Annotated in this window: 14 protein-coding genes; 12 read left to right on the top strand and 2 right to left on the bottom strand. The window is 49.7% G+C overall.

The features are described 5' to 3' along the window. The first annotated feature begins 110 nt into the window (after positions 1-110). The 12 genes from ARC85_RS18005 to ARC85_RS18060 all read left to right on the top strand — a co-directional run bounded on the left by ARC85_RS18005 (position 111) and on the right by ARC85_RS18060 (position 21773). Positions 111-3152 carry a DEAD/DEAH box helicase gene (locus ARC85_RS18005; RefSeq protein ID WP_286715689.1) on the top strand — a complete coding sequence of 1014 codons (3042 nt, stop codon included), beginning with the start codon at positions 111-113 and terminating at the stop codon, positions 3150-3152. A gap of 63 nt (positions 3153-3215) precedes the next feature. Further along, complete coding sequence (locus ARC85_RS18010; RefSeq protein ID WP_286715691.1) at positions 3216-4067, top strand: hypothetical protein; 852 nt, start codon at positions 3216-3218, stop codon at positions 4065-4067. After that, a complete protein-coding gene (locus ARC85_RS18015) occupies positions 4067-5137 on the top strand; it encodes an endonuclease NucS domain-containing protein (protein WP_286715693.1) in 1071 nt (356 codons plus the stop codon). The genes ARC85_RS18010 and ARC85_RS18015 overlap by 1 nt, the downstream gene beginning before the upstream one ends. Before the next feature lie 227 nt (positions 5138-5364). Further along, positions 5365-6036 (top strand): vWA domain-containing protein, encoded by a 672-nt coding sequence (locus tag ARC85_RS18020; protein ID WP_286715695.1) that lies wholly within the window; start codon positions 5365-5367, stop codon positions 6034-6036. Beyond that, positions 6036-6731, top strand: coding sequence for a PP2C family serine/threonine-protein phosphatase (locus tag ARC85_RS18025; RefSeq protein WP_286715696.1), 696 nt, complete (start codon positions 6036-6038; stop codon positions 6729-6731). The genes ARC85_RS18020 and ARC85_RS18025 overlap by 1 nt, the downstream gene beginning before the upstream one ends. A 4-nt stretch (positions 6732-6735) precedes the next feature. Continuing rightward, a complete protein-coding gene (locus ARC85_RS18030; RefSeq protein WP_286715698.1) occupies positions 6736-8133 on the top strand; it encodes a protein kinase domain-containing protein in 1398 nt (465 codons plus the stop codon). A 6-nt stretch (positions 8134-8139) separates the two neighbouring features. Then, positions 8140-11535, top strand: coding sequence for a DEAD/DEAH box helicase (locus ARC85_RS18035; RefSeq protein WP_286715700.1), 3396 nt, complete (start codon positions 8140-8142; stop codon positions 11533-11535). Further along, the gene (locus ARC85_RS18040) at positions 11519-13009 is read left to right on the top strand and encodes a hypothetical protein (RefSeq protein WP_286715702.1); all 1491 of its coding nucleotides are present in this window, start codon (positions 11519-11521) and stop codon (positions 13007-13009) included. Before ARC85_RS18035 ends, ARC85_RS18040 begins: the two co-directional genes overlap by 17 nt. After that, positions 13009-15468, top strand: coding sequence for an AAA family ATPase (locus ARC85_RS18045; RefSeq protein WP_286715704.1), 2460 nt, complete (start codon positions 13009-13011; stop codon positions 15466-15468). The genes ARC85_RS18040 and ARC85_RS18045 overlap by 1 nt, the downstream gene beginning before the upstream one ends. Continuing rightward, positions 15468-17309: a hypothetical protein gene (locus ARC85_RS18050; protein WP_286715706.1), complete on the top strand. Its 1842-nt coding sequence runs from the start codon at positions 15468-15470 to the stop codon at positions 17307-17309. The genes ARC85_RS18045 and ARC85_RS18050 overlap by 1 nt, the downstream gene beginning before the upstream one ends. Before the next feature lie 146 nt (positions 17310-17455). After that, positions 17456-17686 (top strand): GIY-YIG nuclease family protein, encoded by a 231-nt coding sequence (locus tag ARC85_RS18055; RefSeq protein ID WP_286715708.1) that lies wholly within the window; start codon positions 17456-17458, stop codon positions 17684-17686. Positions 17687-18851: 1165 nt separating this feature from the next. Beyond that, positions 18852-21773, top strand: a complete 2922-nt coding sequence (locus tag ARC85_RS18060; protein ID WP_286715710.1) for a UvrD-helicase domain-containing protein — start codon at positions 18852-18854, stop codon at positions 21771-21773. A gap of 209 nt (positions 21774-21982) precedes the next feature. Here ARC85_RS18060 and ARC85_RS18065 read toward each other — a convergent pair whose 3' ends face one another. Together ARC85_RS18065 and ARC85_RS18070 are read right to left on the bottom strand one after the other, a co-directional pair. Continuing rightward, positions 21983-22276: a hypothetical protein gene (locus tag ARC85_RS18065; protein WP_286715712.1), complete on the bottom strand. Its 294-nt coding sequence runs from the start codon at positions 22274-22276 to the stop codon at positions 21983-21985. Further along, the gene (locus ARC85_RS18070; RefSeq protein WP_286715714.1) at positions 22257-23180 is read right to left on the bottom strand and encodes an integrase domain-containing protein; all 924 of its coding nucleotides are present in this window, start codon (positions 23178-23180) and stop codon (positions 22257-22259) included. Before ARC85_RS18070 ends, ARC85_RS18065 begins: the two co-directional genes overlap by 20 nt. Between the last annotated feature and the right edge of the window lie 363 nt (positions 23181-23543).

Here is a 23543-nt window from a genome sequence, read left to right on the forward strand (position 1 = left end):
CTTCTGAGCATAAGGGTTACCTAAAACTTGACAGCCGGCTGTGTCCACCTTTTGACTGCATCTATCTTAAGAGACCGGGTGCGAGAGGACGCTGTCCGGAGGGCGCGCTGGTGCTAAAAGGAAAAAGAGCGTTCGACATAGCCAAATTGTCATCCGAGGTTCAACTTGTCTGGGAGAGGATCCCAGATGAACTTACCGGACTATCTCCAAAAGAAATAACTCGATCGTGGAGCGGAAAGTTTTTCTTTAAAGAAGAGAATCTAGACGATGAAATACTGGGTCTTCGTCGGCCACAACTTGGGGCATTGCATGCAATATCTGCCCACTTTGCTACTGATCGAGAGGTAGATCCCGCAACCGTCGTTTTACCAACTGGCACAGGTAAAACGGAGACTATGTTGGCAGCCATGGTCTACCAAAAGTGCGACAAAATCTTGGTTATCGTTCCGTCCGATTCCCTTCGAACCCAGATTGCAGGCAAGTTTTTGAACTTAGGTTATCTGCCCGAATTGGGGGTTGTGCCTGGAGGGATTAACCTCCCCGCTGTCGCAGTCGTTAAATCAGGAATTCGCACCACGGAAGATGCTGACAAACTCGCAAATTCGGCAAATGTGATCGTTGCAACTACGAGCGTTCTCTCAGCAGGAAAGCCAGAAGCTGTCGACCGACTCTGTGAACATTGCTCTCATTTATTTGTTGATGAAGCCCATCATATTTCTGCTAAGTCTTGGCTAGAGGTTCTTGAACGTTTTCGAGGCAAAAAGGTTCTTCAATTTACAGCCACACCCTTCCGTAACGATAAAAAAGCCTTGGGTGGTCGGGTTATCTTTAACTACACCATGGGGGAAGCACAGCGCGCTGGATATTTTACCCATGTGGATCTCCTGCCGGTTGAAGAGTACTACGAGGATCGGACTGATACTGAAATAGCCGCAGTGGCTGTGGAACGCTTGCGAGAGGATCTGGCCCAAGGATTGGATCATCTTATGATGGCTCGAACGTCAAGCAAGTCTAAAGCGGAGGCGCTGCTTTCCGTTTACGAGGGCATTGCTGCGGATTTAAAGCCAGTCGTAGTGCACTCTACCTACGGAAAACCGGAGATCAGGAGACGACTTGAAGGCCTTTTGGCAAGGAAGTCCAAGATTGTCATTTGCGTGGATATGCTCGGCGAGGGCTATGATTTGCCTAATTTAAAAGTCGCAGCCTTGCATGACCACCACAAAAGCCTGGCGGTAACACTCCAGTTCATTGGTCGCTTTACGAGGGTCAGTCACAAAGAACGTTTGGGGAAGGCAAGTGTTGTGATGAATGTTGCGGACCCTGATGTGGAAGGTGAACTACAGAATCTGTATTCCCAGGGGGCGGACTGGGATAGCGTCTTGAGACGCCTATCCGAGAATCGCATTGAGCGCGAAGTCCGACTTCAGGAGGTTGTTGATTCGCTGAAGCAGCAAGGTGATTTGCACAAGCAGATATCCTTGTGGAATCTTGAACCTTCCTACACTGCGACGCTGTTTCGGACCTCATGTGAAAACTGGGAGCCTGAGCGCTTCGTTGAGAAACTACCCAAATTTGATGAGTATTGGCATGCGATTTCATCCGATGAAAACTTGCTGGTGGTACTCGCGATCCAATCTGCGCCAGTGAAATGGGGATCTTATAAGGACCTCAGAGACACAAACTTCAAACTACTCATCGCGCATTGGGACAAAGAACGAAATGCCCTTTTCGTTTTCTCCAATGACTATAAAACTTTTCGTGTGGAAGCTTTGGCCGAGGCGATAGCTCTAGGTCAGTGCGAACTGATTAGTGGCGATCAAGTCTTTAATGTCTTTAACGGAATTGAATACCCGTTAGCCCGCAATCTCGGGACGGCACAAGAAGGCGCCATTAGTTTTACGCAGTATTTTGGTCCAAATGTAACCGAGGGATTATCGCTAATTGAGTCAGAACGCTCCAGCTTGAGCAATATCGCAGCTTTGGGGTATGAGTCCGGAAACCGGGTCGTGTGGGGCTGTTCGCAGCGGAAGGGAAAGGTTTGGTCTCCACAAAAACGTGGCTCGATTGCTGATTGGTGTGCTTGGGCCAAAAAAGCTTGGGATAAGGTCATTTCTGCGCAGCCTGCTGAACACAATTTTACTAAGAATTTCCTGAGGCCGGAGCGGATGCGCGCTCCTCACAAGAGCTATCCGCTGTCAGTGCAGCTGGGAGAGCAGTTGTTAACCGCCTTCGAGGATAAGGTGGATGTATTTTTTGGTGAGGTGTCCGTGCCGCTTTTCGCAGTGGATGTGGAAACAGACGGGCGAGAGCAAGATGGCAGCGTTAGAATTTCTATTCGCTGTGACGCAGAGACTTCTATCTATAAGCTTGTCATCGACGATGAGGCCACGACTAAAGGCTATGATTACGAGTTAGTAGATGGGCCCGAAGTCGCCATTCAGAAAGGTGATTCGGATGCCGTTTCTTTGCCCGAATACATGGTGTCTGACCCATTTACCATTCATTATGCTGACAGTGCGTTTTCCTACAACGCTCAGATTGTCCATGTCCGTGAAAGCGTTGGCTTGTACAGAAAGGACGACATAGTTCCTTTTGACTGGCAAGGTACCGACATCCGCGTTGAATCAATGGGGTATGGACAGAATGATCGTTCCATCCAGTGGCGTTACTTTATGCACATCTGCAATGAATATGATCTCATTATTAACGATGATGGATCTGGTGAAGCTGCCGATTTGGTTGCATTGAAGATGCTGGATGACGGTATGCTTCTTACCCTGGTCCACCTGAAATATTCCAATGATGATGAGCCAGGCGCTCGTTTAAAGGATCTTTACGAGGTTTGCGGCCAGGCTCAGCGCAGTGTGCGTTGGAAGCATTTGAACTTGAATTATCTTTACCACCATATCAGACGACGAGAGGAGCAGTGGCGCCCTCGCGGCTATTCACGTTTTCTTAAGGGAGGCATTAAAGATCTTGCAGCCTTTAGGGACAGATCTCGTACGACCCCTCTTAAGTTTCATATTGAAATCGTCCAGCCTGGGTTGAGCATCAAAAAGGTTAATGAAGAAGGCCTGAAGTTGTTAGGAAGTACTGCTCTTTATATCAAGAAAACAACGATGGCAGAGCTGTCCGTAATTGGCTCTCAATAAAGTGAAAAATTTAGCAGGACTGGCAACGAGTTTGTCCCAGTCGATGGAGCTACAGGTTTAATCATGCGGTTACCTATCAGGTACAACGGGAACTACATAGTCGAGTTCGATCAATTGAAGGTTCACGGTCGGGAGGCGGCTGGTGGATATGGCCTTACCTTTGTGATGCGAGGTAATCGGCTGCCTTGCCACAGTCAAATGATGTTATTCGATATAACCCTGTCGATCGCCTTGGCTGATCCTTTACGGCCCCTAGTAACTTCGGTTCCTTCTTCAACTCGTATCATTCGGTGCCACAGCTTTTCGAGCAGTGAGCAAATTGACTTCGAGATGGTACTCAGTGGGTCACAGGTAAATTCGCTCGAGGAGTATCGTGAGGAGAATGATCTTAAACTGAATCTTGGGTTGAGGGCACTGGTTACATCGGACGATGAACTGACTTCGAGCTTTGATTGCACGGATATTACTGTGCCTCGGGAACAGTGGCTGGATGCGCTGAGAAATGCCGAATATCGGAACACTCTTTTGTTCGAAGTTCCGCTACCGAATGCTTCAGGCGATTTGAAGGCATTGTTTTCAAAGGCTCAGGAATTTATCGAAATAGGGCACTACAAAGATGCTGTTATGCAGTGTCGGCACATTGTCGAGCAGGTTGAAGCGTTGCGTGAGGATAAGCAGGCATCGGCCGCTGCTAACAAGAAAGCACATTCCAGTGACCGGAAGGATATGAGCTCTATAGAGCGCCTGATGAGTCTTCGAGAGCAGCTCAAGAATATTTGTCAGTTGGGGGCTCATGGCAATGAGGAGTTCACGCGCTCTCAGGCGAGGGCGGTTTTAGGTATGACCATGGCTTTGCTGGCGGAACCCACTGTGGGGTTTGTTTCCGGACAGGAGTGCACTGAGGAGCAATATTAATGGCAGTCCAACACGGCATCTGGAAGATCGGTGAAAAGCCCCAGGCTTTGTCAACGGTGAAGTTGGAGAGCGAGTCGCTACTTGAAGAACAAATCACCAAGGACATCTCCATCCTAAGCGACAATTGGTTATTGATTGGTCGCCAGGTATACACCGATTTCGGCAAGTACATCGATTTGCTGGCGATTGATGCGACGGGCTCAATCATCATTATCGAGCTCAAGAAGCACAAAACGCCCCGGGATGTCGTTGCGCAGACCATCGATTACGCTGCCTGGGTCGAGAATCTCTCCTCTGAAAAGTTTGTCCAGATTTACGCGGAATTTGCCGAGAGACACGGCCTTCCAGAAAGAACATTCGATCAAGCCTTCAAAGCCAGGTTTGGAGTCGCGCCGGTCGAGGACGAGATCAACAGTTCCCACCAGATGGTGATCGTTGCCGCTGAACTTGATGCGAGCACCGAACGCATTATCAACTACCTCAACGATAAGGCCAGTGTTGCGGTGAATGCCGTTTTCTTTTCCGTATTCCGGGATGGGGAGAGTTTGTACCTCAGTCGGTCCTGGATGATTGATCCTGTTGAGACGGAAGAGCGTGCAGCAAATACAGGGCAGAAAGGTGACTGGAACGGTGAATTTTATGTCAGCTTTGGCACCTCGCCGGGTGGGCGCAGCTGGGAGGATGCCGCAGAGTATGGGTTTATTTCCGCAGGTGGTGGGCGTTGGTATAGCAAAACGTTGTTCATGCTCAAACCAGGTGATCGCGTTTGGGTAAATATCCCAGGTACGGGCTACGTTGGTGTAGCAGAAGTGTCCGGCCATCCGGTAGTTGCCGATGAGTTCATCACCGCGGATAAGGCGATACAGGGCCAATATTACATGGCAGCAGATTGTGGTGAGGACGAGGCCGAGTATTTTGTGCCGGTAGATTGGCTTCACAAGGTTCCTGTCACCAGCGCAATCAATGAAGTTGGTCTGTTTGGCAATCAGAATTCAGTGGCCAGACCGCGTACACCAAAATGGGAGCACACGGTTACTCGGCTGAAGGAGCTTTGGCACATCTTGGACTAAGGAGCTGGGCTTCCAGCTTCTGAATGTGCGCTGATGAAAGTCAAAGGAAGTGCCGGTAAGAAAAATTACTCTCCAGTAAATAGTTCTACCCTCCGCTTTTCCTTCCTTGTGAGTTTTATCTTCAAGCTATTGAAAGGTAATGATTTAAAGTTCTGGCATGGTTCTCGCAGTCCTGTGGAGAGAAGATCAGTCAGATGCGTTATTTAGTGATTCAAGGAGATTAACAGATGTCGGAACTTAAAAAATTCCAGGTACAAACAGCTCGCCCACTGCCAGTTATTGTGTTGGCAGACACCAGTGGCAGCATGTCGGTTGATGGCAAGATCGAGGCTATGAATCGGGGCTTGAAAGACATGGTGGCGAGCTTTGCATCCGAAAGCCGCCTGAGAGCTGAGCTCCAGGTTTCGGTGATTGCTTTTGGTGGCAACAAGGCGGAGATGATTCTTCCATTGACCCCGGCCCACCAGATTGAGGGCATCACTCAACTCGAAGCATCAGGAATGACACCGCTCGGGGGCGCTTTGACTATCGCCAATGAGCTTATTGAAGACAAGGAACGCATCCCTTCCCGGGCCTACAAGCCGGTGGTGGTTCTCATCTCCGATGGCTATCCGAATGATGACTGGCAGGGGCCTTTCCAAAGCTTCGTGAATGGTGAGCGAGCTGCCAAGGCAACGCGGTTTGCCATGGCCATTGGTTCCGATGCGGACGAGGCCATGCTGAGTGATTTTGCGAATGATCCGGAAGCGCCGCTATTCCATGCGGAAAACGCCCGTGACATTCACCGGTTCTTTCGTGCGGTCACGATGAGTGTCAGTGCGCGCAGTCAGTCGGCTAAGCCAAACCAGTCGGCCCCGCTACAGATTCCCGCCGATGACGACGAGGACTGGGAATTCTGATGAGGCTGGCATCAGCCGGGGCTTCGGTCCGGGGTCCAGCCCACGAACAAGATGGTTCTCCAAATCAGGATGCTATTTCTGTGCGCGGGCGTGATGGCGGTCGGTTTATTGCAGTCGCTGATGGGTTGGGGAGCCGTCGTTTTAGCCACATTGGCTCACAGCGAGCAGTTGAGTTAGCTCGTGAGGTTATTCTCGACGGAAGTGCCACCTTATCCAGTGCCGATGTTCTATCACGACTGAGTCGCAATTGGCGCGCCGAGTTCTCGGGATGCCATGACGACTATGAGACCACCTGTCTCTGGGCATGGGTTGATAGTTACGGACGAGGGATTATTGGGCAGGCCGGGGATGGCCTGGCTCTCATACGAAGCCAGGGCAGGTTCCGGGTTTTAACGGTGCAGGGGGAGGGTTTTGGCAATCAAACGACGACGCTTGCACAGGCGGACACTGTGGGCGCCACCGGCGCTGATATTGAGTTGATCGCGCCAGGGGACGGTGTGCTGCTAATGACGGACGGAATCTCGGATGACCTCATCCCCGAGCAGCTGGAACCATTTTTCGATGCCATTTATCGACGCCAGCGGCGCAGCAGCAAGAGACGAATGAAGCGTTGGCTCGAGAGCGAGCTTCAGCAGTGGTCCACACCGCGCCATGGTGATGACAAAACCATCGCAAGCATTTTTAGAATGGATTGAGCACATGAGTACAGCAACCAAACAAAAAGCCCCTCGCGTTGTTCAGGATACTAAGGGAGCTAGTTATCAGCTTGTTCAGAAGATGAGTCAGGGCGGGCAGGGTGTCGTCTATCGAACTAGTCATCCCCAGGTGCTCGTAAAAGGCTTCACGAATAAAGATGATCAGGCGATAGGGCGCTGGCGTCGGCACATCGAGTGGCTGGTTAGACAGGACCTTGGCGGGCTAAAACTCTCCAAGCCTTTGATCATGCTTGCTCCGCCTCGTAACGGTTACGTTATGGAGCTTATGGATGGCTTGGTCCCTCTGCAAAGCCTGCTTGATAGTTTCATCGAAGCTGGGGATGCGTCCTCTGAAGACTACCTAAAACAGGGCGGGCTTCGCAGGCGTGTTCGGGTTCTCTGTCAGCTGGCGAGAACACTGAATCAGCTGCACTCGAAAGGCATGCTTTATGGCGACCTCTCACCGTCCAATATTTTTGTTTCAGACGATCCTGAACATGCCGAAACCTGGCTGATCGACTGTGACAATATCGGCCTTGAATCTCATAGCGGCCTTACTCTGCACACGGTTGATTACGGCGCTCCTGAGGTTGTGCGGGGCGACTCGTTGCTTTCAAGCCTCACGGACTCCTGGAGCTTTGCGGTTATCGCCTACCAACTCTTGACCCACAATCATCCGTTCAAGGGCGACGTGGTTAATGATGGAGAGCCAGAGGATGAAGAGGCGGCCCTGCGTGGTGAGCATCCCTGGATTAACCACTCCGAAGATTTTGACAACGAGTGTTCGGGCAATCTTCCTGTGCAGTTCATCGAACACAGCCGCTTGCCCGAGCTGTTCCGACGTTGCTTTGAGGATGGGCTGGCTAATCCGGCGGAGCGTCCCTCCATGTCGGAGTGGTTGGAGGCGTTGACTGAATGCGACGAGCGCATGGTGAGTTGCGAAGGCTGTGGCGGTCATAATCTTTTACCCGCGCATTTCAATGAGGACGACGCAGAGTGCTTTTTTTGTCCGTCTCCTCTGGATGACAACCTGGTTTTGTTCGAGGAGTTCATTGTTCCTGCCCATGAAGACGGCGCCGCTCCGGAGGTGGATGACTGGGTGCCCACTGGCCGCAAGGTCGTCCTGCAGCCTGGCGACAAACGTGAGTTAAAGCGGTTGATGCCGACTTTCAGTTATGACCGCTGGCCGGAAGACCACCTGAAAGTTGAGTACACAGAGAAGGGGTTAGGAATCCGTCCGTTACCGGATGGCACCCTTCACGTTCAGCGCGGTAGCACGATAAAGCCAGTGGAGGGCTATCAGGGACTGAAGGAGAGCCTCCGTGGGAAATACGATACGCCGTATTGGATTCACATCGGTGAGCTGACAGACCAGCACATCGTCTGGCAGTTCAGGTGGTGATCAATCATGGAGCTTAAAGACTTTCCGCTGTTTTCCGAGGACTTGCTCACCTTATCGAGCAAAGAAGACCTAAGTGGTTTTCAGGCCGGCCAAAGGGTTCTTTTTCAGCCATACGATGATGATTGGATGGCTATTCAGGGCAATGCTCGTGTCATTGTTAGCTGCAGTCCAGTTGATCGAATTCTTTTTGAACGTCTGGCGCAGCGCGACCAGGTGCAATGGTTGTTAACCACAACCCGCAAAGGCCAATTGCTTGTTCAGTACTGTACTCCGGTCGAAATTGCACCCATGGGGCTGGAGCTTGGCCTTGATGAGCTGATCCTTGATGACCTTTATGGCAAACAGGAGATAGGTGAGAGGGATGTTGACCTGGCCTGCCGCTGGTTTGAATCCCATTTCGTCGTGGAAGTAGAAGATGAGCGCTGGCTTACCCTTGCGAGATTCTCCAACCGAGCTTCCAAGGGTAGTTTTCAGTTGTTGGGTAACGGTTGGCGAGCAGATATTGAACGCAGGGATGATGGCGCCTTGCTGGTCAAAAGAGTCACTCGCAATGTCAGGAAAGACAGTGCGTTCTCGTTATTAACTGGAGAGTTCAATTTTGTAGATGCATCCGTAGCGGCTGTGCTGAACAGTGGCTCTCAGCAAGCCATCCTGGATGCGACGTTGCGCGATAACGAAAGTTATCTGGAATTATGGAATTTATACAACGACAAGGAATGGCAGAACGCTCTGAAAGAGGCGGAGACATTACGATCTTTGAGATTTGTAGACTGGGAGGCATTTGAAGATGGGCGCGAGAACGCCTGGCGCCTGATTCCGCGAACACCCGATGATTATCGAGAGTTTCGCGATCGTTGGAGTGGTCTTGATCTGCCATCGAACCGCCAGGTGGATATCGGAATGAACCCACCAGATTGGACAGAGGAGTTGACGACAGATGAAAGCGAAAATGCTTCTGCGAACACGCCCCGAGGTACGATCGTTTTCAAACATGATCACTTAATTTTCAGGCCAGCCTCCAATCGAAAATCTGTTCAGCCGCGCGAGAAAGAGGGTTGGCTGTATCTTTCATTGGCGGGACACCGCACCGCAGGTAAGCGCCGGCTTGCAGCCAAGCAATCAATTGATTCCGGAAAACGTTTGCCACAATTGAAATGGCTCCTGGAGGGCGTTGCTGTTCCGGCTGCTCGCAGAAGACGAATTGATGGGCTCACACCTTACGCCAAAGAGACGTTCAAGGGCGGAAAGCCAACAGAAAAGCAGATCCAGGCATTGGACGCTGCGCTCAATACGCCAGATTTGGCGATCATTATTGGCCCGCCTGGCACGGGCAAGACTCAGGTAATTGCGGCTTTGCAAAGGCGGCTGGCGGAGGAATCACAGGATCAGAACCTTTCCGGGCAGGTTCTCATCAGCAGTTTCCAGCATGATGCAGTTGATAATGCTTTGGATCGCAGTGATGTGCTGGGTTTACCGGCAACTAGAGTAGGTGGGAAGCGTGGTGCTGCTGACGAAGCTGCTCTGATAGACCCCTGGTTGGACCGGCAGACAGCGCATCTTAAAGAAAAGATTGAGCTGGAGTACGTAAGATATCCAGAGCTGGAGAAAATCAAGAAGTTGTCCGAAGCCCTGACCTTTGCAAGAGTGGCTGGTTATGAACCCGCCCGACTTGCCGATGAGCTTCAGCGAATTCTTGATGGAGTCAGGGAGCTCTCAGCCTATGGGCTAATCCTACCACCAAGAACAGAGGCGGAACTGGAGGAGTACATTGACTGGTTGGGGCGTAACCGTCAGGTCGCGGCCAGCAAAGGGCGAATGGACCCCAATGCCCTGCGAAAGATCAGGGCGCTACGGGATACTGCGGTGTCTTTTCAAGACGACGGGGCTGATCGTGCCTGGGATTTACTGAGTTGGCTGAAGCGCAATGATCCAGGTGGTAATCCTGAAAATCTCTCCTTGCTCGAGGAATTGGCTGACACCGAACAAGTAAATGATGCGGCCCTCAAACAGCTCGCTAGCCTTAAGAACCGACTACTCGATCAATACCTGCCAGATTACCGGCCCCCAGCGCTCAGGTTCAAAATTGATTCGAGAGGTCTCGAGCTGTTGAACACTCTGGAACGGCTGATCGAAAGAAAGGTTCAGGAGCGCAAGCAAGGCGTCGCCTGGGTACTTGAGCAGCTCTCCGATAGTCTCAGGCTTGATCGCCAGGCTGCTCGATCAGTAGTTGATGAATACTCCATGGTGGTTGGTGCTACCTGCCAGCAAGCGGCTGGCCAGCAAATGGCCAATCTAAAGTCGATTGCGGGTTTTGATGCTACCGAAATCGAGTTTGAGACTGTGGTTGTTGATGAGGCTGCTAGGGCAAATCCGCTGGACCTATTTGTACCGATGGCAATGGCCAAGCGGCGCATTGTTCTGGTGGGTGATGATCGGCAGTTACCACATATGCTCGAACCCAACATTGAGGGACAGTTGCAGGAGGAGCATGACCTTACAGAGCAGCAACTGGCAGCTTTTCGATCAAGCTTGTTTGAGCGACTGAGAGTGAAACTCCAGGATCTCGAACGGCAGGACAACATCCGGAGAGTTGTCATGCTCGATACCCAGTTCCGTATGCATCCTGTTTTGGGGGATTTTGTGAGCAAACATTTCTACGAGGCTGCGGGGCTTGGAAAGGTTCAGTCTGGTCGAAAGGCAGAGGATTTTGCTTTTTCCGATTCGTTCCTGAATGGCATGAAGGAGCTGAGCCGTCACTACCAAGAACGTGTATGCCAATGGGTTAACGTTCCACTCACAGAGGGCAAAGCTGGCAAGAGAGGGACGAGTCGCGTTAGAGAAGCAGAGGCTGAGCGTATCGTGGATGAAGTTCGGCGGGTGATGGTGGCCGGTGGAGAATCCGTCTCTGTTGGCGTGATTACATTCTATGCCGCTCAGCGCGATCTCATCATGGAAAAACTGGCGCAGACGAAAATTGACGGAAAGCCTTTAATGGTCAGACAAGAGGGCGGGTTCGAACCTCATGATGATTTCAAGTGGACAAGAAAACAGAACGCGGATGGATCATTGAGCCAAGAAGAGCGGCTAAGGGTTGGGTCAGTGGATGCCTTCCAAGGGAAGGAGTTTGATGTGGTGTTCTTGTCCTGCGTGAGAACTTATCAACCTGCACATACAGCAAAAACTCAGCAGGATGATGACGCTGCGAGGGAAGAGCAATTGAATCGGCAGTTCGGCTTCTTACGGTTACCAAACCGAATGAACGTGGCAATGAGTCGTCAGCGACAAATGTTGATTTGCGTTGGTGATGCCAACCTTGCCACCAACCCTGATGCCGAAGACGCTGTTCCTGCGCTGGCAGCTTTCTACGAACTATGTGGAGGTGCCCATGGCAGCGTTCGTTGAAACTGGCAGCTACCTCAAATTCATCGATCGGCCCAGGTCAAAATCAAAAGCGATTCTTTGGCCGATCCTCGTTCATCGAGTTCTCTATCCTGAGCCAAGGCAGCCCGAGTTGAATTTGTTTCAGCGGGCGGTTCTCGGACTGATCAGGGCCAAACGCGACAGACAGGATGATATTGCCGCTCTGACTGGTCTACACCCGGAATTGATCGCCCTGATCGTTGCGCAAGGGATTAGTCATGGCTTGTTGACCTCGGACGCAGATGCTCTGACGGATAAAGGACACAAGCTGCTGGACGATGAGGAAGATGAGTCGTCGAATCTCAAGGCTGGCTTCCTGATTCAGGACGCGATAAGCGGAAATTTCTGGCCACGAATGGTAACGAGGCTCGAACAAATTGAGCCCTTAGATCCGCAAGCCAGGTTTCCAGTGTTTTCTCTTGAGAGGCGGACCGGTCATACCTTCCGGCCCTATCTCGCCGGACCAAAAATGCAAAACCTGCCTGCTTTAGACAACGAGTCACTCGCTCGGGCCTACCGTGACTATCGGAAAGACTTTCGGGCCAGCCAGCAACTGCACGGTGGGCACTCGTCATCCGATTTAGTGCGATTGCAAGGATTTCAGCGGCTGGACGATTCACCGGAGGCCGCCAGGCTTGTTGTTTGGGTAACGGGGGATGAAGAGGGAGACGAACTCTGGTCAGTAAAGGATCCGTTCGGTCTCAGAGAGAGCGCATGGTGGCTTGAGCAACCAATACAACAGCTGCTGGACTCAGACACTAATCTCCGGAAATTCCTGGCGCCGCTGATTGGTATTCCTGACGCAGGAGAGTTAACCAATGAAGAGTGGATGAGAGAGCTTCAAAAGAGAACGGAACTGGATATTTTGATCGAGTACCCGTGGGTAGAGGCTCAGTCTGACATAAGGCGATATTTCGCGAGGTTATTAAAGTGGCAGCGCAAGATTGAATCAGGCACGACTTGGGATTCTGATTTGGAGGCTGCTCTGGGTGACTGTCAGAAGCTTCTAGAAGTGGTTATGCAGTGGCTTATCAGAACATACCCGGCAAATGTTGGCCAGTTACCCCCTGGCAGAAAGTCGGACTGGAGTTTGAATGAGCGGCTTCTCGGTGCACTTGGGATTCCATCTTTTACTCATGATGTCGTCCGAACACTGGCGCGTCAGGATTTGCGTCAGATCATAAGAGCATGCCAGAACCCCACAAGCTCACTTAAAGCCTTGCTTTTCGCCGCCGGAATGGGGGCGCTTAACGAAGATCAGCACCCGCTGAAAATCCTGGAAGCTGAGGACTTACAAATGTTGAAGTTGTTAGATCTTGCTGACCTTCGAAACCAGAGTAGTCACGGGCAGAGTCGCTTCAATCAACGGAAGTCGACAGAGATTACTCAGGATGTCGTGATAGCACAGATTACGTATGCAAAGAATTTCACGGAATGCTTTAAGGATTGGATGTAATGGCTAAAAAGAATGGAAACAAGCGTAATGCACCGCCGGTGGCAACGGGAGCCCCGACGGCATCTTCGCGTCAGCCCGCGTCACTGGAAAAGTTTGCTCCAATTTGGGCAGCTTCATTTGAGAATGCGTCGAAAGTCTATCAAGCGACTGGTTCAAATATAGAAATTGACGTCGACAAAGAATTGATCGATCGGGTCCTGGATTCGCTCCAGAAAACTGACGACTCTCCCGCGATAGCGCGTTGGATTGAGCGATTTGCCGAGATATGTAAGGAGCTCAGCAAGTACCACGAGAAGCTCAACGAGGAATATCTCCAACGCTGGGAGCAGGCCAGCAAGCTCGGTGAAGAAAACGATGCCGAAAACAAACGCCTGCAACTTGAAGCTGAGCGGGTTGAGGTAGATAGAGAGGCTTTGGAGCAACGAATTGCTGACATAGACGAGCTGGAGCTTGAGTTAGCCAACAAGAAAAATAATCTTTTGAGCCTCGAGCGATTGCTCAAGCAGAGAGAGGCGAATGCAGAGGCAGGGTTTGCAGAAGAAAATGAAAAAGCACTGAGGCAACTGGAAGAGCAACAGCGTCAGCTTATTGTCCAGCGAGAATCAGATCTGAAGGATTTGCAGGATCAGAAGACTGCGCTTGGAGAGGAATTAAAGCAGGCTGCACGAAAGCTCGGAGAAATCAGGCATAGCTGTTCTGAGGCAGAAACTCAGCGAATTGACGAACTTGATGCGAGGGAGCACGAGCTCAGCCAGACAAAGGCAAAGCTAAGTCGCGATAGAACAAGGCTGGAGCGGGAGTGGTCAGAACTCGGAACAGAGCAAGCTGAGCTAGATAATCGCATAGCTGAGGGAGTGGAAGCCGAGCGCCAGGGATTTGCGCTCGAGTTGGCGAAGATATCTGCACAGAGAGAGAAGGCTTGGGAAAAGGTTCAGACGCTACAAGAACGGTTGCATGACCTCCAGGAGTTGGGTTCCGCACTGGGTGAGCGCTCTCCAGCAGAAATACTTGAGAATTTAGAGAGATTGACGTCTGAAAATCGCGACCTTAAAAGACAGCTGGAATCTTCAGATACCGCTGAGTTGCAGCGAGACAATCAATATCTACGGGATAAAGTGTCAGACCTGGAGCGAGACATCACCGCTCTGCGCCCGGAACTTGACGAAGCGCGTCGAGAGTTGAGCGTGAAGCGTGTGGCTGCTACGGAGCTTGAAGCCATTGCCCGGGAGAAGCGGGTTCTCGAGTCTCACAAAAACACGCTAACAATCCACATTGACGATCTTGAAACCCGTATTGATCAGTTGACCAATGCGCAAAAGGCCAAAACAGCATTCCCGGCGATGTCGATCATGGACACTGATAAAGCCTTCCAGGCCAGCATCGAGCTTGAGCATGTGCCAGATTTGAAGTCCTTTGCAGAAGAACTTCAGCACCGTATTGCCCGAGCTGAAAAGAATGTGGAGCTATTCTATCCGATTGAGGATATCAGGCTGCTTCTCGGCGGTTTGGCTATGAGTCAGTTACACGTGTTCCAAGGAATTAGTGGCACGGGTAAAACGAGCCTTGCGAAGGCCTTTGCTAAGGCCATGGGAGGGTTCTGTCAGGACATAGCCGTGCAGGCAGGCTGGAGAGATCGCGACGATTTGCTGGGTCATTTCAACGCCTTTGAGCGCCGTTTCTACGAGAAGGACTGCTTGCAAGCTCTATATAAGGCACAGACCCCTCGCTGGCAAGACTCTTGTAATGTGATCCTGCTTGATGAGATGAACCTCTCTCGGCCAGAGCAATATTTCGCAGAATTCTTGTCCGCTCTTGAAAAAAATAATCCGGCCGAGCGACTAATCAGCCTTTCTGAAACAGCGTTGCCCGGGGCACCAAGAATGCTGATGGATGGTCGTCAGATTCTTGTTCCAAATAACGTTTGGTTTATCGGTACGGCAAACCATGACGAGACGACGAATGAGTTAGCTGACAAGACCTATGATCGCTCCCATGTGATGACGCTTCCGAAGCAGGATCACAGTTTCCGTATAAAGGATTATCCGCCTGCGAGCTATTCATACAGTTCTCTGCAATACGCCTTTGATACTGCATGCCAGAAACACGCCGCCTCTGTGAAAGCTTTGCTCGGTAAATTAACCGAGAACGACTTCACGAGACAGCTTGAAAATGACTTTGGTCTGGGGTGGGGCAACCGCTTTGAGAAGCAGGCACTCAGGTTTGTCCCCGTTATGATGTCATCAGGGGCTACCAGTGGTGAGGCACTGGATCATTTGCTCGCTAGCAGAATAATGCGACAGGGTAAGGTGACAGGTCGTTTCGATGTAAATGCAGATTCTGTTCGAAAATTGATGTCCTCACTGGAAGCGTTCTGGAGTGAAGCGAGCCTGGATAGCCTTCCGGCGACCTCACTTGAACTTTTGGAGAAAGACATCAAACGGAAAGAGGGCGGGTTTTAATGTGGGTGGATCGGTTGACCGGGCAACATATCGATCGTCTGCCTGACGTTATCGAGTCCGGCCGTTACCTGGCTGAGCTGATGGCTGGTGATTCATCATCTTTGAGTGTGGCAGCGAGCGGTCTGTTGGTCGATGATGGGAGCGAAATTGCCAATGTGGGTGGGGAGCGAAAATCTTTTAGGCTGCCGGACAAGGCAATTGCCCAGAAATCAGAGTTATTCGAGCGCATCCTGGATACGATAGATTCAAGCATTGAGAGTGAGACTGAGCTGGCATCTCCATTAATGCCTGAGGGTGTAGTTGATGACGACAGTCATCTGAACTCATTTGACTTGAAGCTGATGGAGATCATTGGAGCAGGGCATCTTCATCAGATATCGATGAGACCAAGGTTGGACCTGCACTATGAAGAAGAGGTCACGGATGTCGCCAGGGCGAAGAAGTTGGCCAAAGGTGCGTTAGTTCACCTGGCCTCGCATTCTGAATGCTGGCAGCGTCAGACATTGTCGGGCGTTATACCCAAGAGGGTGAAGGCCCGGTTTAGCGAGGACGATTTTAATATTTATGAAAATCGTGTGTACGCACGGCTGCTCGACAAAATCGAGCAGTATTTGAGTAAACGAGTCGGCACGCTAAAGCAGATTCAGTCCGCCGTTAATGAGGCGTTGGAATTTTATGGAGCCAATGATCTTCATCATCGCCTGACCGACGAAATATGCAGGCTTTGGGGAAAAGCCTTTACGCAGTATTCAACCAGCAAAGCATCCGAACAGCTCGCCGAGACGCTCGAACATCTTGAAAATGCACTTGGGATAGTTCGAGGTCTCAAGCAGAGAGGCCTTTACCTGTTGGTGAGTCGCACCGCGAATATTGGAGATGGGCTGCATCTTACGAATATCCTGAGCCATGATCAGCATTACCGCCATTTACCTGTCCTTTGGAATGAATTAAGGAGTGTTATTGGCGGTAAGCGGACTACGCCTGAGGAACGAAGGGCGCGAAACGAAGCACTGAACGTAACCTATTCGAGATACGCCGGTCTGGTTCTTCGTCATGCTTTGGTGCCTTATCTCGGAACTGAGCTTTCATCGCGTTGGGCCGGGCTAAATCTTGTATTAAGACAAGTAGGGCTCAACTGGCACTTGCTTTTATCTTCCAATGACTCAAGCGGATTAGAAAAAATCCTCTTGGAAGTTGTTCCTTGGATGGGGCTGGGCGAACGTCCAGAGGTCCCTCAAATTAAGCAAAATCTTGACGGCACGTTATCGAGAGTATTGGCTTGGCCAAATTTGAGTGACGATCACTTGTCCTCCACTGAAGCTGCTACCGACGGCGTATGGGTGCAGCTATCGCCGTTCGACCTTTATGGTGTTGAAAGATTTGGTTATGTAATTGACCAGCTTTTACAGAGGGAACTGGTGACTGGATACGGTTGCCCGATCTTAAAAGTCCCAGCCAAATCGCTAAGAATTGCCAAAGAAATTAAAGGCTTGGTAGTAGAACCGAAACGACATGAGATTCGAGTTGTAGAGGTTCTGACCACGGGAGATCTTTCCAGGGTTGAGCGGTCACTTTTCGATGACAATGCAGCTGATCAAGTCAGCGAGCTGGGCAGAAGACAGAAGGAAATCATGGCACTTGAGCGATGCCCGGTTTGCTCAAGTCCAGTTAAGCTGATTCATCAACAACCCAGTGGCTTTGCGACAGATTGCAAATCGTGCAAGACAAAGCGGTACCTTCGACTGAATGGAGCCAATGTGGAATACGAGCAGAAACTAGCTGACTCGCGTGATTTTCAAGTGGTTGGGCGGCGGAGCTTTTCGTTTCAAACCCGAAGGTAGTCATGGTAAAGCAGTCAAAAGTCGAGCTAACGATAGTGGGACATGATGATTAACAATAAAGGCCAGTCTCTCGAACTATTCTTCATCGATGGAAAACTCGATGGCATGCTGACAGTCGAGGTGTTTAACTGGACGGGCATGTGTTAATGGCTCCGCTCACGCGCCTTGGAGCCGCCTTAAAGAAATGGGAAGACAGCGACGCCGGTGTATATTTGTTATTTGGCGAAGATGACGAGGGCCCATTGGCCTACATAGGGAAGGGCGAGGATATCGGCGGGCGGATCAAGAGCCATGATTATTTCCAAGGATTGGTGGACCACTGCGATCCTTATAACGGTGGCCAGCAATATGCTGAAGTCGAGTTATTGAGCCTGTAAGGTTAACCTTAGATTCCAAAATTCGACTGTCAAAGCTACTTCAGCTTAATAAATTTTCTTGTATTATTTAATCTTTCAGTACTTGTCTAAGGCACCAAATCACCAATTTTTTTCGTCTCGAATAGGTAAAAAATGGGTAGCATGTTAAATCTATTAACTTTTTTGGCTTCACCTCTGATACCACAAAGATTCTGAAGTGAACGGAAAACCAGAATAGAAATCCCACTTTTGATTTAAAGTCCTTCAGAGCAACAGGAATTCCAGCAAAGTAGCAGAATTCAAATTCCCATCTAACGTCCTTGTATCGAGGTGGCTGAAGCAACCAACAGTATTCGTTGAACCTCCAACAAGCATCGTAGTCGATAAGAACAATGCAGGGAATTTTGATGTTTAGAGCTTTTGCATTTTTTTCAGCTGCTCCGATCATTTTCAGAGTTGGCATGCGATATTCCATATATATTCCCAATTGATAGTCTCGCTTAAGTTTAAATTTACTTTGACCGGGCAAATGACGGGATGCTGACTATTTTGCGAACATTTCTACTTAGAAGTGCGCCTAAGAACACATTGTCTAAGCGCACCGTGTGTGATGTTATTGATTAATCTGACAGGTCAGGACCTGCACAGTCGGCGTGACCTGCACCCGGTATGGCGTGTTTGAGTGCTGTGCGGGATTAGCCGGGAGTTCTATAGACCGCCGGCAATGACAGCAGAGGTTGTCCCGGGGCAATGCGGGTACCGCCAAGACATTGCTGGTAGCAGAGCGTTGTCACGAGGAGACATTGGCGTCTCTGGATAAGGCGATTGAGCTGAGTCAGTCCGGCAAGCTACACCATATAGCTATCCAAGAACTCGGCTAGGCTGGTTCGCAGAGGAAGCATTGGCGATTTCTGTTTATTGCGCCCTGGTGGCAGAAAACGTCGAGCAGGGCATTGTGCTGGCAGTGAATCACAGTGGTGTGGGACTTAGACTCCACGGGGGTTATCACCAGGAATATCCTTAGCGCCGGAGCGGTATCCGGGAAGTAAACGAGGCCATCAACCGTTGATTGTTTGAATCTCCGGTGTCTTGCCACTCAATGATCAGTGATAATGTTAGGATGATACCTTTCTGCGCCGCTCCAAAGCGACAAGGCGTCATATAAAATTGTGAGTCATTTCCCGTCATGAATTCAGTGTCCTCTTCTACACAAATTGACCCCCACTGGCTAATGCGCCTCTTTGGAGCTGAGTCTGCAACGTTCAATTTAGCTAATGGCGGTTTGCAGGTTGTCACAAAAAACGGCGATAGATACTTGATTCTAGCTGAGTCATTAGCGAATGAGGCTACATTTCAAGAGGGAATGGTTTTTGCCAGACTGGTGTTGCAAACAGATGTCGGCCCCAAAACCTTCTCAGGGCTCAGAAAAAAAGAGGCCCAAGCCTTGTTCCGTTGGCTACGCCAGCATTGGCTCAAGCAGCTTGCCCCGGAAGTGGCGAAGACCGCTGACAATATTCGGTCGTTATTGGCTAAGGGGTACCCTCGGCAGTCGAGAATAGATTTAGCTAAAGAAATGGCGCAGCAGGTTTTGAGGCGATTTGTAAGAGTGCCGGAGGCTGAATGGTGTGAAGGTATCAAAGAAGTGCCTTTTCAGTGGTTAGCTGATGTAGCCGGCTGGCAGGAGTCAGACCTTGAACAACTACGCCAAAGCTATGTGGCACGTCAACTGAAGCTCTATGACGAGTTTTTTGCATCCGTTGAAAGTCAGCCGCTTACTGATCGTCAGCGAGAGGCTTGCGTAGTCGATGAAGATAACAATCTAGTGTTGGCTGGTGCGGGTACCGGTAAGACAAGTGTCATGGTTGGTCGCGCCGGGTATTTGATTAAGAGCGGGCAAGCCAGGGCTTGCGATATTCTGATGCTTGCGTTTGCGAACAAAGCAGCAGCAGAAATGCAAGAGCGAATTGATAATCGGCTAGGGCGCTGTGGGGTTGCCGCAAGTACGTTTCACAAGTTGGGCAAGGACATTATTGCCAAAGTAGAGGGACAGCAACCGTCCCTGACCCCCCTCGCAGAGGATGACCGACAGCTCGCTTTACAGGTGAACCAGTGGTTTGAAAAGCATTTGAAGGTGCGTTCTTACCGGCAATTGGTGATCAGGTACTTCCAGTATTATCTCTACCCTGCAGCAAACCCTTTCGATTTCGATACAGAAGGGGAATACTTTGATTATATCCTTGCTAACGATATCCGTACGCTAAAAGGTGAGGCGGTCAAAAGCTTGGGTGAGTGTCTAGTCGCGAATTACCTTTTTAAGCAAGGCATCGAGTATCAATATGAGCCTGCTTATGAGCATAAGACGGCAAACCCGCTACATCGCCAGTACCAACCTGATTTTTACCTGCCGGAGCATGGTGTCTATATCGAGTACTACGGAATCGATCGGGATGGCAATACTGCACCTTATGTTGATAGGGAGCTTTACCATCAGGGAATGGCCTGGAAACGACAACTTCATGCCGAGAAAGGCACTTGTCTGGTTGAGCTGTATCACTACGAGCTGGTAGAAGGAGTGCTATTTGAAGCGCTCGATGAAAAATTAGCTGAAAATGGGGTGGAGTATCGGCCGCTTCCGCCGGAAGCTGTCTTGGCAACGTTGCGTGAATTTGGGGCTATCAGTACGTTTGCCGCTTTGCTGGCGGATTTGCTGAAAAGGTATCGTGCGAACTGTTATGAGCCTGGGCAAGTGGAAGCCTCCATTGCCAAAGCTGAAAACAAGGAGCAAGTAAAGGCGGCCTTGAAGCTGCTCCAGCCGATACTTGAGGACTATCAGGTGTTGCTGGACAGGGAAGGTCACATCGACTTCGATGACATGATCGGCAAGGCCATTGAGTATGTCCGAGACGGTCGCTTTGTCAGTCCTTGGCGATACATCCTGGTTGATGAATTTCAGGATATCTCAGATGCCCGTGCCCGCCTGGTTAAGTATCTTCGGGATTCTGTCAAAGATAGTTCGTTATTCTGTGTAGGGGATGACTGGCAGGCGATTTATCGTTTCACGGGTAGTGATCTCAGTTTTACAACCGCATTTCCGGAAAAGTTCGGGCCCACCAGGGTAACGGCACTTGACCTTACTTTCCGCTTCAACAGCGGTATCGGTGATGTGGCAACGCGTTTTGTGCTCCAGAATCCCGCACAGGTTAAGAAGCAGCTAAACAGTCTAAAAAAAGTCATAAAACCATCGGTATCGCTTCTTCGCGAGGACAACAGGCAAAAGCAAAGCCCTGGCGAGCCAAGCCGGTTGGAGAAGGTTATTGCGCGCATAGCGGAGATTGCTGAGCCCGGCAGTAGTGTCTATTTGTTGGGGCGTTACGGCTTTAATCTACCGGACAGGGCAGAGCTGCGGCATATTGCCGAACGCTACCCTTCAATTGTGCTGGAGTCCCATACGGTACATGCCTCTAAAGGAAAAGAGGCCGATTATGTGATCGTTCTTGGATTGGAGACTGGCAAGCACGGTTTCCCATCCATGAAAACGACGCACCCCCTCCTTGAGGCATTATTGCCAGGAAAAGAGAAACACCCCAATGCTGAGGAAAGGCGGTTGTTGTACGTCGCTCTCACACGGGCTAGAAATCGCGTTTATATGATTGCCGATATGGCTGTAGCTTCAGATTTTGTAGTCGAGTTGCTAAGGGAAGGGTACGACGTCGAGCTGAATGAATTCGCGACCTCACTCAGCCAGCAACTGCTTCACATGCTCAAATGTATGAAATGCAAAACTGGAACCATGGTTCCAAGGCAGAGTAAATTCGGAGGCTTTTTTGGTTGTAACAAATACCCTCTTTGTACGCACCGTGAGCGAGGTTGCGCTCAGTGCGAATCCCAAATGCGCCGAGCTGGCCGATTCAAGATTTGTATTAATCCGGAATGCTTGAACTGGGTTCCGGTCTGTCCCAAATGTGGTGCAGAAATGGTACAGCGTAAAGGTCGTTATGGGGAATTCTGGGGCTGTAAAAACTATAGAAGTAACGGTGATGGCTGCTCACAAACGGAAAACGAGATTACGTTTGATCGAAGTCTGTTGACAGTTGCACTGGCTCTGTAGGCCTATGTCTTGCCAAGAGAGATGGATGCAAAAAAAAACAGTGACTGAAGAGGTGTGCTCCTAATACAAAAAAATACGCCAGGAGGTATCGATGCTCAGGCTCTACTACTAGAAATCAGATAGTAGGGTCTGGGTGACAACTTCCTGGCTATAATTAAAAAAGTTCAGTTAATGATCTAAATTACTAAAATAAATCTTTATAAGAGTAATCATAAACAATCTTCCAATACTTTTGGTTTTTTTGGGTTTTTATTACGCCCCAACATGTGCCATAGGAGCTTGATAGCATAGTAATAGTCACGTTTGGTGGACTGAGCCATAATATTATCCTCAAAAAACTTAGTCACATGACGGTTTCCTATTTGGTCAGGTGGACAATCACAATATTTTATGAACTTATAAATCCTTTGTAGTTGACGATTACGGTGTTTTTTCCCACCTTTTTTAGAATAGTTTTTGAGCCTGAAGTTTAGGCTTGTAGATTTACTTGCTATCTTTTTCATTTTTCGATTTACCAATGTAGGAATTGGAAATAGACGATCTTTTGTGCCCTAAATCCTCCGCGATTTCTTTTCTCACAGAAGAATCTAGTTGTTTACTTGCCTTTCCCCCGTAAACTGGTGGGGCGATGTCGGTTTTAAGATAATATTTACGACATGCGTAGATCGCTCGAAGTTCTTTGTAAGAATTTATCCCGACATTTTTCAAGTGGTCTCTATAACGATCTATTTCGGATCGGCAAAATTGTATCCACTTTTTATCTTCTGGAATAATTGAATAATGATTAGCTTGAAGTGCGGCGCCACGAGTGAGCGTTTCGATTGCAAGCTCGTCTGGTTCAACATTCACAGTTCTAGGCCGCCCTCCTTTTGTACCGTACTTAACCTCAATAAGTTGATTTTCAATCAGAGTTATCAGTGCTTCCCGGTGATCTAAAAGTGATGCTTCTTTTAGTCTCAGTCCAAAAAGCAAGCATGTTTGCGCGACAATCGTTGCACGTTTATTTCTTTTATCAATGAGAGAGTGAAATAAACCTTCAATGTCGAAGTGATAATCTTCTAACGGTTTCTCAGTACGCACAAAATTCCTTTTCTCTAAGCCGCAATCCTTAACTCCTGTCACGGGAACCCAGACTCCGTGGGTAATGTGTTTAAAAACCACATTAACAGCAGAAATTAGGCCATGCTTATAGGCGGTGCTATAGCATTCAAGCGTTTTGGCATAATCCAAAACATCTTGTTTAGTAATATTTTTCAGATTTCCTGAATATCCTTTTTTCTCCATATAGTCTTGAAATTTTATGAATTTGGATGCTACCGAGGCAGCAGCACCATACGACAGGGCTTGGTCATGAACAGCCTGGTCCAAGGCCTTTTTAACTAGTGGTAATACTTTTCTTTTTCTCATAAATGATTTCCTTAGATTTAAAGTCGAGCTCACCTCCCTTGAGGTGGTAAGTGATGGGATAGCTTGCGTCGCTATCGAACGGTGAGCTCGTCCGTTAGGAGTTACTGTTAGTTGGAGAAGACGCGCGTGGCGGGGATTTCGCTTGCCGTCGTGGTACCCACGAAAGCTCAACGCCCATACCTTTAACCCAGCATGGCATCGTCCTAACTCGATGGCCTCTCTGTGGTTACCGAAAGCTACTAATCAGAAACAAAGTAAGCGAACATCACCCGGCGATATACGCCAGGTCCGGATGACCGAAAAAAGACTTCAATAACCGGGGTAGTTTCTGTAACCGCCGAAGTTGTCGATAAACGATATTCC

This window comes from Marinobacter sp. tcs-11 (assembly GCF_002049515.1).
In the GTDB taxonomy this organism is placed as follows: Bacteria; Pseudomonadota; Gammaproteobacteria; order Pseudomonadales; family Oleiphilaceae; genus Marinobacter; species Marinobacter nauticus.

Bases quoted from the DNA above. Each gene is read 5' to 3' on its own strand.
- ARC85_RS18030 (WP_286715698.1), top strand. From the start codon at position 6,736: ATGAGTACAGCAACCAAACAAAAAGCCCCTCGCGTTGTTCAGGATACT.
- ARC85_RS18010 (WP_286715691.1), top strand. From the start codon at position 3,216: ATGCGGTTACCTATCAGGTACAACGGGAACTACATAGTCGAGTTCGAT.
- ARC85_RS18065 (WP_286715712.1), bottom strand. From the start codon at position 22,276: ATGAAAAAGATAGCAAGTAAATCTACAAGCCTAAACTTCAGGCTCAAA.
- ARC85_RS18025 (WP_286715696.1), top strand. From the start codon at position 6,036: ATGAGGCTGGCATCAGCCGGGGCTTCGGTCCGGGGTCCAGCCCACGAA.
- ARC85_RS18060 (WP_286715710.1), top strand. From the start codon at position 18,852: ATGAATTCAGTGTCCTCTTCTACACAAATTGACCCCCACTGGCTAATG.
- ARC85_RS18035 (WP_286715700.1), top strand. From the start codon at position 8,140: ATGGAGCTTAAAGACTTTCCGCTGTTTTCCGAGGACTTGCTCACCTTA.
- ARC85_RS18070 (WP_286715714.1), bottom strand. From the start codon at position 23,180: ATGAGAAAAAGAAAAGTATTACCACTAGTTAAAAAGGCCTTGGACCAG.
- ARC85_RS18050 (WP_286715706.1), top strand. From the start codon at position 15,468: ATGTGGGTGGATCGGTTGACCGGGCAACATATCGATCGTCTGCCTGAC.
- ARC85_RS18015 (WP_286715693.1), top strand. From the start codon at position 4,067: ATGGCAGTCCAACACGGCATCTGGAAGATCGGTGAAAAGCCCCAGGCT.
- ARC85_RS18040 (WP_286715702.1), top strand. From the start codon at position 11,519: ATGGCAGCGTTCGTTGAAACTGGCAGCTACCTCAAATTCATCGATCGG.
- ARC85_RS18055 (WP_286715708.1), top strand. From the start codon at position 17,456: ATGGCTCCGCTCACGCGCCTTGGAGCCGCCTTAAAGAAATGGGAAGAC.
- ARC85_RS18045 (WP_286715704.1), top strand. From the start codon at position 13,009: ATGGCTAAAAAGAATGGAAACAAGCGTAATGCACCGCCGGTGGCAACG.
- ARC85_RS18020 (WP_286715695.1), top strand. From the start codon at position 5,365: ATGTCGGAACTTAAAAAATTCCAGGTACAAACAGCTCGCCCACTGCCA.